Raw genomic sequence first — 12,323 nt, 5'->3', positions numbered from 1 at the left:
GGCAACAGCTGTGGCCCGGCAAAGCCGGTTCCACGCTGTCGCTTGGTTTTTGCATAGTCGCGCCGCCCGTTCAGGTAATCCACGTATGGCCCACGAATGAACAACGACATCTTTCTGAACCTGCGCCATATCCGCAAGGAGTTCGGCGGCTTTACTGCCCTGCAAGACATCAACCTGGACATCCGCAAGGGCGAGTTCGTGTGTTTTCTGGGGCCTTCGGGTTGCGGCAAGACGACGCTGCTGCGCATCATCGCGGGGCTGGAGGTGCAGACTTCGGGAGAGGTGCACCAGGGCGGGCGCGACATTTCGCGGCTGCCGCCGGCCTTGCGGGACTACGGCATCGTGTTCCAGAGCTATGCGCTGTTTCCCAATCTCAGCGTGGCCGACAACGTGGCCTACGGCCTGGTCAACCGCAAGACGCCCAAGGCCGAAGCCGCCAAACGTGTGAGCGAACTCGTCAAGCTCGTCGGCCTGCCCGGCAGCGAAGCCAAGTACCCCAGCCAGCTCTCGGGCGGCCAGCAGCAGCGCATTGCGCTGGCGCGGGCGCTGGCCACGTCGCCAGGCTTGCTGCTGCTCGACGAGCCGCTGTCGGCGCTGGACGCGCTGGAGCGTGTGCGCTTGCGCCAGGAAATCCGCGCGCTGCAGCAAAAGCTGGGCGTGACCACCATCATGGTGACGCATGACCAGGAAGAAGCGCTGAGCGTGGCCGACCGCATTGTGGTGATGAACCACGGACTGATCGAGCAGGTCGGCACGCCGATGGAGGTTTACCGCGAGCCGGCTTCGCCCTTTGTGGCCGACTTTGTCGGCAAGGTCAACGCGATACCGGTCCGCGTCAGCGGCGGCGAGATGAAATTCGGTGCGCTGTGCCTGCCCTGTGACGGCGCCGATCGCGAAGCCAAGATCTACCTGCGGCCCGAGGACGTATTGGCCCGGCCGATTACCGCGGGCGACGCCCATGTGTTTGACGCCACCATCGAGAAGATCGAGTTCCTGGGCTCCTTTTGCCATGTGCATGTGGCCTCGCCCGCGCTGGGCGGCCACAAGCTCACGGTGTACCTTTCGCTCAATTTCCTGTCGGAGCAATCGCTGCAGGTCGGCTCTTCACTGCCGCTCAAGCTGCTGCCCGAGCGCATCAAGGTGTTCTGATGCCGGTCTTCACCGCACCCCTGCCCGCGACGGTGCGCCAGCGCGCGCACTGGATAGACCACATTGCCTATGCAGCCCTGGCGCTGGCCGCGCTGATCCTGGTCGTGTTTCTCGCGGCGCCGCTGCTGGCCATCCTGCAGCAGGCGCTGCTCGATAAAACCGGTGGCTTCATCTGGTTCGACAACTTCATCGAATACGCCAAGACCCCGGCGCTGCTCGAAAGCCTGTGGAACAGCCTGTGGGTGTCCAGCGTGGTCACGCTGGTCGCCGTGCCGCTGGCCTTCGGTTTTGCCTATGCGCTGGCGCGCTCCTGCATGCAGTACAAGGCGCTGTTTCGCGGCATCACCCTGATCCCGCTGCTGGCGCCTTCGCTGCTCTCGGCGATTTCGCTGATCTACTGGTTCGGCAACCAGGGCGTGCTCAAGGGCTGGATGCAGGGCATAGGCATAGAACAAATTTACGGCGCGCCCGGCATCGTGGTGGCCGAATGCTTTGCGGTGTTTCCGCATGCGCTGATGATCCTGGTCACGGCGCTCACGCTGTCGGATGCGCGCCTGTATGAAGCCGCCGACGCCATGGGCACCAGCGCCAGGCGCAAGTTTTTCACCATCACCCTGCCCGGCGCCAAGTACGGCCTGATCTCAGCCGCACTGGTCACCTTCACGCTGGTCATGACCGACTTCGGCATCCCGAAAGTCATAGGCGGCAACTTCAACGTGCTGGCCACCGACGTCTTCAAGCTGGTCATAGGCCAGCAGGATTTCGCCAAGGGCGCCGTCGTCGCCATTCTGCTGCTGGCACCGGCCGTGCTCACCTTCGCGGTCGACAAATACGTCAGCAAGCGCCAGACCGCGATGCTGACGGCGCGCGCCGTTCCGTATCGGCCCACGCCCTCGCGCACCTACGACTGGGTCATGACGCTGTACTGCTGCGCCATTGCCTTCCTGGTGCTGGCCATGCTGGGCATGGCGGTGTTCGCCTCCTTCGCGAGCTTCTGGCCCTATAACCTCACGCCCAGTCTGCGCCACTACACCATGGGCCTGGTCGACGCCGAAGTCGGCGTCGGCTTCGTCAACAGTCTCAAGATGGCAGCGGGCACGGCCTTCTTCGGAACGGCACTGGTGTTTTGCAGCGCCTACCTGCTCGAAAAAACCAAGGGCATGGACGGCCTGCGCGGTTTTGTGCGCATGCTGGCCATGCTGCCCATGGCCGTGCCCGGCCTGGTGCTGGGCCTGGGCTACATCTTTTTCTTCAACGCGCCCGACAATCCGCTGAACGGCCTGTACCACACACTGACATTGCTCACGCTGTGCACCATCGTGCACTTCTACACCACCGGCCACCTGACGGCGGTAACGGCCCTCAAGGCACTCGATGGCGAATTTGAGGCCGTCAGTGCTTCGCTCAAGGTGCCTTTCTTCAAGACCTTCTGGCGCGTGACGTTGCCGATCTGCACGCCGGCCCTGGTCGATATCGCGCGCTACTTCTTCATCAACGCGATGACGACCATCTCCGCTGTCGTCTTTCTCTACTCGCCCGAAACCAAGGTCGCCTCCATCGCCATCCTCAACCTCGACGAGGCTGGCGAGATCGGCGCCGCAGCGGCCATGGCGGTGCTGATAGGCGTGGCCTCGACGATCGCCACCTTGCTGTTCATGGCGCTGGCGTGGTGGGTCAACCGGCGCACGCAGGCTTGGCGCACCAGCTCGCGCTGACTCCCACCTTTTTCGCGACTACATAAAAGAGAAGAGACAAATCCATGGACAGAGACAAGATACTGCTGACGCCGGGCCCGCTCACCACCACGCTACGCACCAAGCTCGCGATGCTCAAAGACTGGGGTTCCTGGGACAGCGATTTCAACGCCGTCACCGCCAGCGTGCGCAAAAGCCTGCTGACCGTCATCCATGGGCAGGATTCGCATGTCGTGGTGCCGCTGCAGGGCAGCGGCACTTTCAGCGTGGAGGCGGCAGTGGCCACCGTGGTGCCGCGTGACGGCCATGTGCTGGTGCTGGACAACGGCGCGTACTGCAAGCGTGCGGCCAAACTGACCACGCTGATGGGGCGGCGCTGCACCGTCATGCCTTTTGACGAAGCCGCCCAGGTTTCGCCGGCCGCGCTGGACGCCATGCTGGAAGCCGACACCAGCATCACCCACGTGATGCTGATCCACTGCGAGACCGGCGCCGGTGTGCTGAACCCGCTGCAGGAAGTCGCCGACGTCTGCAAGACCCACGGCAAGGGCCTGCTGGTCGACGCCATGAGCTCTTTCGCCGCGATAGACATCGACGCGCGCAAGGTGCACTTCGACGCGCTGGTGGCCGCCAGCGGCAAATGCCTGGAGGGTGTGCCCGGCATGGGGTTTGTGTTTATCCGCAAGGCGGTGCTCGACGGCTGCGCCGGCCGCAGCCAGTCGCTGGCCATGGACCTGCACGACCAGCACGCCTACATGGAAAAAACCACGCAGTGGCGCTTCACCCCGCCCACCCATGTGGTGGTGGCGCTGGCCGAGGCCATCGCGCAATTCGAGGAAGAGGGCGGGCAACCCGCGCGCCTGGCGCGCTATGAGAGCAACTACCGCACGCTGATCGGGGGCATGGCCAAACTCGGTTTCAAGCCCTTCCTGGATCCAGCCATCCAGGCACCCATCATCGTGACTTTTCATGCGCCCGCCGACAACCGCTACGACTTCAAGGCCTTTTATGCCGCCGCACGAAATCGCGGCTTTGTCCTATACCCCGGCAAGCTGACCCAGGTGGAAACTTTTCGCGTCGGCTGCATAGGCGCCATAGGCCCCAACGAAATGGCGCAAGCGGTGCAGGCCGTGGCCGCCGCCCTGCAGGACATGGGCATACGCTCCGCGGCGCCGGCCGCCTGAACAAAGAGCCCAAGCGCGGAGGTAGGCCTTCGTGAACTTTCTCTTCACCAGCAGGGGCCGCGGGACTGGCTTTGCCAGACCGCAGGCGCAGCGCCCCCGAGGGGCTGGAGCCCGCGGCTCCAAGCCTGCCTGCGCAGGCTTGGACGGGCGACAGAGGCGAAGCGTCTCGCAAGCCGCGGCCTGCAAGGCCTCGCGAACCGCACGAAGTGGGGAGCGTGGGGGCTGAATCTTCACCAGCAGGGGCCGCGGAACCGGCTTTGCCGGGCCGCAGGCGCAGCGCCCCCTCGGGGGGCAGCGCATTACACGGAGCCGAAGGCGAAGTGAAAAGCGTGGGGGCTCAATGGTTTCGGCGAAATGCTTCCGAAGGAAGTTCACCAAACATTTGCTGGTAGTCGTGCGCGAAATGACCAAAATGCCAAAACCCCAGGTCGGTCGCAGCCGCCGTCACGGACGTAGCGGTTTTCAGTGCCTGCCTGGCGGCGTTCAGACGCACGGCACGCAGATAAGCCAATGGGCTGATGCCCAGTGCCGTCTGAAAGCCGTTCTGCAGGGTTCTCCTGCTGACGCCGAGCTGCTCGCACAGCGCCAAGACAGTGGGCGGCTGGTCGAGCTGCGCATGTACCAGTTCACGCGCGCGCCGCGTCAACGCCCAATGCCCGTGGATGCCCACAGAATCGACGCCACCCGTCGGTGCCAGAACGCGGCCGAGCTGCTCCATCACGGTGTCGAGCATGGCGGCTTGCACGGCGGGCGACTGCAGCAGCGCCGGGGCCGCCTCCACCGTATCCAGTACGCCGGTCAGGCACTGCCTGAGCCCTGCCTGTGCCGCGCCATCGAGCCGGCGCAAGCCTGCCTGCGCACCAAGCCGGGCCTGCAGCGCCGGGTCATGCTCGCCGCAGCGGCGCCAGGCTGCTTCGTCGAGTTCCAGTCCCAGCATCACATGGCGGCGGGACGAGCGGAACTCAAAACCCGACGCACCCGAAAACACATGCAGCACATCAGCATCACTGGGCGCACCGCAAAACACGCTGGGCCCTTCGACCTTCAGCGGCAAGCCCAAGGCCAGTGCACCGTCACGGATCTGGCCTGTCTGGTAGACCGACTCCCGCAGGCTTTCCACAAAAAGGCGCAAGCCTGCGAACTCCAGCTGACGCACTTCCCCACCGAACGCGCCGCGCGAGAGCTGCAGGTAGCTCTGGTTCCAACCGCGCAGCGCTGCCGCCTGCTCGTCCGCATCGGCAAACGAAGCGCGGGACAGCAGGGCCGGAGGGGCCGGCTCGGCGGTATCGGAAGGATGTGCCATCGCCGCATTCTTGCAGGATTCGTGCCGCATGCAAGCTACGCTTTGAAACAGTTCGACTTACTTGCGCTCACTTCTTCGGCAACCCTGACGCCCGGGTTGCCGAAATGGGATTTCAGCGCGTCCGCCCGCGCCCTAGGATGCAAGTCGGCTCCACCGAGCCGTCCATCCAACAATCTTTAGCCTAGGGAGCCACCATGTCAGAACGTTCCGGCGTCCAGTACGCGAAAGTCGACGGCAGCTACTTTGAAAAGAGGGGACTGCGCCGCTATGCCGGCGTCTGGTCGCTCTGGGCTCTGGGGGTGGGCGCCGTGATCTCCGGCCACTTCGCGGGCTGGAACCTGGGCCTGGCCACCGGCTGGGGCAGCATGCTGCTGGCCACCATCATCATTTCCGTGATGTACCTGGGTCTCACCTTTTCGCTGGCCGAAATGTCGCCCGCGCTGCCGCACACCGGCGGGGCCTATTCCTTTGCCCGCACCGCCATGGGGCCCTGGGGCGGCTTTTTGACCGGGCTGGCCGAGAACGTGGAGTACGTGCTGACGCCGGCCGTCATCGTGTTTTTCATCGGCAGCTACATGGGCAGCATCTTCGGCACGCCGCCGGCCTGGCAGCCGCTGTGGTGGATAGGTTTTTACGTCGTCTTCATAGGCCTGAACATCATCGGCGTCGAGCTGTCCTTCAGGATCACGCTGGCCGTCACGCTGCTGGCGCTGGCCTGCCTGGTGGTCTTCTGGGCCAGCGCCCTTCCTCGCATCGACTTCGCGCGCTGGGCCATGAACGTAGGCGCCGGCGGCGCCGTGCTACCCCAGGGCAACGGCCCCTTCCTGCCGCTGGGATTCGGCGGCGTGCTCGCCGCGCTGCCCTTTGCCGTATGGCTGTTCCTGGCGATCGAGCAGCTGCCGCTGGCGGCCGAGGAATCGGTGGACCCGCGCCGCGACATGCCGCGCGGCATCATCGCCGGCATCTTCACGCTGATTGTTTCGGCCTTCATGATCCTGTGGCTCAACCCCTCGGTCGCGGGCATAGGCTCGCACGCGCTCAGCACCTCGGCCGAGCCGCTGCTCGACGGCTTCAAGGCCATCTACGGCGGCGGCATCGCCAAGGTACTGGCGCTGGTCGCGGTGCTGGGCCTGGTGGCGAGTTTTCACACCATCATCTTCGCCAAGGGCCGGCAGATTTATTCGCTGAGCCGCGCGGGCTACTTCCCCTCGGCGCTGTCGGTCACGCACGGCACCCGCAAGACACCGCACATCGCGATGATCGTCGGCTCGGTGGTGGCGCTGGTGGTGATGTTCGTGCTGTGGTTTTCGCTGGGCGTCGACAAAGGCTCGGCCGTGATCGGCGGCACGCTGCTGAACATGGCGGTCTTCGGCGCCATGTTTTCCTACGTGATGCAGGCGCTGTCCTTCATACGGCTGCGCAGCAAGCTGCCGCACATGGAGCGCCCCTACCGCAGCCCGCTGGGCGTGYCGGGCGCCGTGCTGACCCTGCTGATCGCGCTGGTCACGATTTACTTCCAGCTCAGCGACCCGGTCTACCGCGTCGGCGTGATCTGGGTTGCGCTGTGGTTCGCCATCGGCGTGAGCTACTTCGCCGTGGCCGGCCGCCATCGCCTGATCCTCTCGCCCGAAGAAGAATTCGCGATCAGCCTGGCCGAAAAAGGCCGGGCCGCAGCCCACACCTGAACCACAAGGCGCACGACCATGGCAAAAAAAACACCTGATTCCTCCGCATCCCGTAACGTGCTCGACGCGCTGCGCAAATCGGGCGCCAGCAAGATGAAGGTCGCCGTCAGCGACATCGACGGCGTGCTGCGCGGCAAATACCTGCACAAGGACAAATTCTTCGGCGCGGCCGAGCCCTACCCGGCCGGCGGTTTCGGCTTTTGCGACGTGGTGCTGGGCTGGGACATGATGGACAACTGCTACGACAACACCACGGTCACCGGCTGGCAGCACGGCTTTCCCGATGCGCTGGCCCGGCTGGACCTGGCCACGCTGCGCCATGTGCCCTGGGACAACAAGGTCCCCTTTGTGCTGGGCGAGTTCGTCAACGCCGATGGCACGCCGCATGCCGTGTGCCCGCGCCAGACGCTCAAGCGGGTCCTGAAACGCGCCGAGAAAATGGGCCTTATGCCCATGACGGGCATGGAATTCGAGTGGTTCAACTTCCTGGAAACCCCGCACAGCTGGGCCGCCAAAAACGGCGTGGGCGCCGAAAAACTCACGCCCGGCATGTTCGGTTATTCGCTGCTGCGCATGAACCAGAACCAGGGCTTTTTCAACGCCATCATGGACGAGATGCTGGCCTTCGGCATCCCCATCGAGGGCCTGCACACCGAAACCGGCCCGGGCGTGTATGAAGTCGCCATCGCCTTCAGCGAGGCGCTGGAGCAGGCCGACCGCGCCATCCTGTTCAAGACCGGCGCCAAGGAAATCGGCTCGCGCTTCGGCATCATGCCCAGCTTCATGGCCAAGCCGCACCAGCAGTTGCCCGGTTGCAGCGGCCACATCCACCAGAGCCTGTCCGACGGCAAGAACAACCTGTTCTATGACGCGAAAAACCCGCGCAAGATGAGCAAGCTGTTCGAGAGCTACATCGCCGGCCAGGTCGCCTGCATGATGGAGTTCGGCCCCATGATCTGGCCCACCATCAACAGCTACAAGCGCCTGGTCGACGGCTTCTGGGCGCCGGTGAAGCCGACCTGGGGCATGGACAACCGCACCGCGAGCTTTCGCGTGATTGCCGGCAGCCCCAAGGCCACGCGGCTGGAGACCCGCTGCCCGGGCGCCGACGTCAATCCCTACCTGGCCATGGCGGCGGTCATCGCGGCCGGCCTGCACGGCGTCGAAAAAGGCCTGAAGCTGGGCGCGCCCATCACCGGCACCAACGCCGGGGCCGAGCACATCCCGCGCGCGCCGCGCACCCTGATAGAAACCACGCGGATTTTCCAGAAATCGGCCATTGCACGCGACTGGCTGGGCGATACTTTCGTGGATCACTTCGCGGCCACGCGCGAGTGGGAGTGGCGGCAATGGCTGGACGCCGTGACCGACTGGGAAATGAAACGCTATTTCGAGATCATCTAATTGACTTATTCCAAGCCCTCGATGCAGATTCGCCGCCTTGAAGTTTCCGACGCGCCGGTCTACCGCGCGCTGCGACTGCGCGGCCTGCGCGAACACCCCGACGCCTTTACCTCGAGCTTCGAAGAGGAAGACCAGCGCCCGCCGGCCGACACCGAAAAGCGGCTGTCGCCCGCGTCGGACACCGTCATGTGGGGCGCCTTCGTCGACGGCACGCTGGCCGGTGTGGTCGGCATGACGCGCGAGACGCGCCTGAAAAACCGCCACAAGGCCACGCTGGTCGCGATGTATGTCGCACCCGAATACGGCGGCCAGGGGCTGGGGCTGGCCCTGGTCAACACCGTCGTGCAGGCCGCCAGAACCGCAGGCCTGGAACTGCTGGTGCTGACCGTCACCGAGGGCAACAAGCAGGCCGCGGCCCTGTATGCCCGCGCCGGCTTCGCGTCCTTCGGCATCGAGCCCGACGCCATACGCGTGAACGGCGTACCGTTCGGCAAACAGCATATGGTCCTGCAACTGCCTTCCGCCACCTGACTCCATCTGACCCTTACAGCCCTTCCAAAGAAGACACCCCATGAGCACCACCAACTTCTCCTTCCCCACTGCCATCCGTTTCGGCGCCGGCGCGCGCAAGCAGGTCGCCGAAACCCTGCTGGCCGCCGGCTGCAAGCGCCCGCTGATCGTGACCGACAAGGCGCTGGCCGCGCTGCCGGTGCTGGCCGAGTTCAAGACCCATTTGGGCGGCCTGGACGTGGCCGTGTTTTCGGGCGTGTTCGGCAACCCGACCTGCAGCCAGGTCATGGACGGCGCGGCGGCCTACAAGGCCCACAAGGCCGACTGCGTGATCGGCTTCGGCGGCGGCGCGGCGCTGGACGTGGCCAAGGTGGTGGGCATTGCCGCCACGCACGAGGGCGACATCCTCGAATACGTCTGGGACCACCCCCAGGTGCGGCCCATCGTCAACGAGTTGCCCTACTTTGTGGCCCTGCCCACCACCTCGGGCACAGGCTCCGAGGTCGGCCGCTCCTCGGTGGTCAGCGAAAACGACACGCATTTGAAGCGCGTGGTCTTCAGCCCCAAGATCCTGGCCAAGGTGGTGTTCGCCGACCCGGAACTCACGCTGGGCCTGCCGCCGCATGTGACGGCCGCCACCGGCATGGACGCGCTGACCCACAACATCGAAAGCTACCTCTCGCCGGCCTACCACCCGCTGTGCGACGGCATCGCGCTCGAAGGCACGCGCATCGCGGCCCATGCGCTGCTCAAGGCTGTCAAGGAGCCTTCCAACCTGCAGGCGCGCAGCGACATGATGATGGCCTCCATGATGGGCGCCATCGCCTTCCAGAAAGACCTGGGCGCGGTGCACTCTTGCGCGCACGCGCTGGGCGCCGTCTGCGACCTGCACCACGGCCTGGCCAATGCGCTGATGATTGACACCGTGCTGGCCTGGAACTACGAGTCAGCCCCCGCCAAGTTCGACGAACTCGCCCATGTCTGCGGCGTGGCCGGCGGCGGCAAGGCTTTGGTGCCCTGGCTTAAACAGCTCAAGGAAAGCGTGGGCATCACCGGCTCGCTGTCGGCCCATGGCGTCAAGCGCGAACAGCTGCCGCGCCTGGTCGAAATCGCCACGGCCGATATCTGCCACCAGACGAATCCACGGCCTTGCAAGGCCGAGGACTTCCAACGACTGTTCGAGGCCGCCCTGTGATCGCCGCCAGCCGTTTAAAGATTGGGCTCTCGGCCTGCTTCTCGCATGCCGACCCGACGCGCTCCTTCTTCACCGGCAAGACGCTGCAATACGTCGAGCAGTCCATCGCGCACTGGGTCATGTCCTCGGGCGCCATGGTGGTCATGGTGCCCTGCCCCACGGGCAGCACGCAGCGCGGCGACGTAACCTATGAGCACTATGCGCAGTGGCTGGACGGCCTGGTGCTGCACGGCGGCGCCGACGTCTGGCCCGGCAGCTACGGCGAGGAGCCGCTGGATGAAAAATGGTCGGGCGACCGCATCCGCGACGAATATGACAAGGCCCTGGTGGCCGCGTTCGAAAAAGCCGGCAAGCCGGTCTTCGGCGTCTGCCGCGGCCTGCAGCTGCTCAACGTCGCCTTCGGCGGCACGCTTTACCAGGACATCAACACCCAGGTGCCCGATGCTTTCGTGCACCGCGACGCCGCGACCTACGACCTGAACTTCCACAGCGTCAACATCGTCCAGGGCTCCAGGCTGTCGGCGCTGTACCCCGGCGTGGAACGCGTGCGCGTCAACAGCATCCACCACCAGGGCATCAAGGACCTGTCGCCCGAGTTCGAGGCCGAGGCCTTCAGCGTGGACGACGGCATTGTCGAAGCCATACGCCGCAAGGACAAGAGCAAGAGCTACATCGCCGCCACCCAGTGGCACCCTGAATTCCACAAACCCGGCTCCGACACGATTGACGACGCCGCCGTGCTCGACGACTTCCTCACGGCCGTGGCCGCCGCCAAACACAAGGCAAAACAAGCATGAACACACTCGCTGTCCACAACCCCGCCACCGGCGCAATGATCGCCGAACTGCCCGCCGACGACGCGGCCTCCGTCGCCGCGAAGGCGCTGCGCGCCCGCGCCGCGCAGCCCGCCTGGGCGGCCGTGCCTGTGGCCGAACGCAAGGCCTGCATCACGCGCTTTCGCGCCGGCATCGTCGCCGAACTCGACGCGCTGGCCGCCGTGATGACGCGCGAGACCGGCAAGCCGCTCAAGATGTCGCGCAACGAACTCAACGGCCTGCTGGGGCGCATCGACTTTTTCCTGGCGGAACTCAGCGGCGCCACCGACACGCAGACCGTGTTCAACGAAGGCGGCATGACCGAGCAGATCGAACACACGCCGCTGGGCGTGGTCGCCAATATCTCGGCCTGGAACTACCCGTGGTTTGTCGGCGGAAATGTGTTCATTCCCGCGCTGCTCACGGGCAACACCGTGCTCTACAAACCGTCCGAATACGCCGCGATGTCGGGCCTGGCCATGGCGCGGCTGCTGCATGCCGCCGGCGTGCCGCAGGACGTGTTCATCCCGCTGATAGGCGGTGGCGCGGTGGGCGCCGCGCTGATGGAGCAAAAGATCGACGGCCTCTTCTTCACCGGCTCGCACGCCACCGGCGCCAAAATCGCGCAGGCGCTGGGCCCGCGCCTGGTGAAGCTGCAACTCGAGCTGGGCGGCAAGGACCCGACCTATGTCAGCGAAGACGCCAACGTCAAGAACGCGGCCGAGTCACTGGCCGACGGCGCGATGTACAACACCGGCCAGAGCTGCTGCTCGGTCGAGCGCATCTATGTGCACGAGAAAATTTACGACGCCTTTGTCACCGCCTTCCTGGAAACCGTCAAGACATTCAAGACAGGCGACCCGATGAGCGAAGACACCTACATAGGCGCGATCACGCGTGCGCCGCAGCTTGACGTGCTGGATGCCCAGGTCGCCGACGCCAAGGCCAAGGGCGCGATGCTGCTGGCCGGCGGCAAGCGCGGCGGCGGCCCCGGCAACTGGTATGAACCCACGGTCTTCAGCAACGTGAACCACAGCATGGAGCTGATGCGTGAGGAAAGCTTCGGTCCCCTCATCGGCATCCAGAAGGTTTCGGGCGACGCCGAGGCCGTGAAGCTGATGAACGACACGCGCTACGGCCTCACAGCCGGCGTTTTCACGCCCGACGAGGCGCGCGCCCGCGCTTTGCTGGCCCAGGTCAATGCCGGCAGCGTTTACTGGAACTGCTGCGACCGCGTGAGCCCTCGTTTGCCCTGGAGCGGATACGGCGACTCGGGCGTGGGCCTGACGCTTTCCACCTACGGCATCCAGACCTTCACCCGCCCCAAAGCCTGGCATCTGCGGCAAGCTTAGCCCTCGCCTCCGCCGTTCGCGTTGAGCTTGTC

General features: G+C 65.1%; 10 protein-coding genes. 9 read left to right on the top strand and 1 reads right to left on the bottom strand.

The window, feature by feature from the left end; translation table 11 throughout:
* Positions 1-96 precede the first annotated feature (96 nt).
* From AC1DXS_RS20745 to AC1DXS_RS20735, 3 genes are read left to right on the top strand one after another with little or no spacing between them, the layout of a single operon-like run.
* Positions 97-1,149: a putative 2-aminoethylphosphonate ABC transporter ATP-binding protein gene (locus tag AC1DXS_RS20745; protein ID WP_477739350.1), complete on the top strand. Its 1,053-nt coding sequence runs from the start codon at positions 97-99 to the stop codon at positions 1,147-1,149.
* Positions 1,149-2,864, top strand: coding sequence for a putative 2-aminoethylphosphonate ABC transporter permease subunit (locus AC1DXS_RS20740; RefSeq protein WP_477739349.1), 1,716 nt, complete (start codon positions 1,149-1,151; stop codon positions 2,862-2,864). The genes AC1DXS_RS20745 and AC1DXS_RS20740 overlap by 1 nt, the downstream gene beginning before the upstream one ends.
* A gap of 44 nt (positions 2,865-2,908) precedes the next feature.
* Complete coding sequence (locus tag AC1DXS_RS20735) at positions 2,909-4,027, top strand: 2-aminoethylphosphonate--pyruvate transaminase (RefSeq protein ID WP_477739348.1); 1,119 nt, start codon at positions 2,909-2,911, stop codon at positions 4,025-4,027.
* Positions 4,028-4,364: 337 nt separating this feature from the next.
* Here the strand turns inward: AC1DXS_RS20735 and AC1DXS_RS20730 are convergent, their stop codons facing one another.
* Positions 4,365-5,330, bottom strand: coding sequence for a helix-turn-helix domain-containing protein (locus AC1DXS_RS20730; RefSeq protein ID WP_477739347.1), 966 nt, complete (start codon positions 5,328-5,330; stop codon positions 4,365-4,367).
* Positions 5,331-5,524: 194 nt separating this feature from the next.
* On the opposite strand from AC1DXS_RS20730, the gene AC1DXS_RS20725 reads away from it, so the two are divergent.
* Genes AC1DXS_RS20725 through AC1DXS_RS20700 form a run of 6 tightly spaced genes read left to right on the top strand, consistent with a single transcriptional unit; the run spans position 5,525 to position 12,291 of the window.
* On the top strand, positions 5,525-7,015 hold the full coding sequence (locus tag AC1DXS_RS20725) for an amino acid permease (protein ID WP_477739346.1): 1,491 nt from the start codon (positions 5,525-5,527) through the stop codon (positions 7,013-7,015).
* 18 nt (positions 7,016-7,033) lie between these two features.
* Positions 7,034-8,419 carry a glutamine synthetase family protein gene (locus AC1DXS_RS20720; RefSeq protein ID WP_477739345.1) on the top strand — a complete coding sequence of 462 codons (1,386 nt, stop codon included), beginning with the start codon at positions 7,034-7,036 and terminating at the stop codon, positions 8,417-8,419.
* A 21-nt stretch (positions 8,420-8,440) separates the two neighbouring features.
* On the top strand, positions 8,441-8,950 hold the full coding sequence (locus AC1DXS_RS20715; RefSeq protein WP_477739344.1) for a GNAT family N-acetyltransferase: 510 nt from the start codon (positions 8,441-8,443) through the stop codon (positions 8,948-8,950).
* 40 nt (positions 8,951-8,990) lie between these two features.
* Positions 8,991-10,124, top strand: a complete 1,134-nt coding sequence (locus AC1DXS_RS20710) for an iron-containing alcohol dehydrogenase (protein ID WP_477739343.1) — start codon at positions 8,991-8,993, stop codon at positions 10,122-10,124.
* Positions 10,121-10,921, top strand: coding sequence for a gamma-glutamyl-gamma-aminobutyrate hydrolase family protein (locus tag AC1DXS_RS20705; RefSeq protein ID WP_477739342.1), 801 nt, complete (start codon positions 10,121-10,123; stop codon positions 10,919-10,921). The genes AC1DXS_RS20710 and AC1DXS_RS20705 overlap by 4 nt, the downstream gene beginning before the upstream one ends.
* Positions 10,918-12,291, top strand: coding sequence for an aldehyde dehydrogenase family protein (locus AC1DXS_RS20700; RefSeq protein ID WP_477739341.1), 1,374 nt, complete (start codon positions 10,918-10,920; stop codon positions 12,289-12,291). Before AC1DXS_RS20705 ends, AC1DXS_RS20700 begins: the two co-directional genes overlap by 4 nt.
* Positions 12,292-12,323: the final 32 nt, after the last annotated feature.

It is taken from the genome of Polaromonas sp. P3_B1 (genome assembly GCF_056402935.1).
This window is presented reverse-complemented; position numbering and strand designations above follow the sequence as displayed.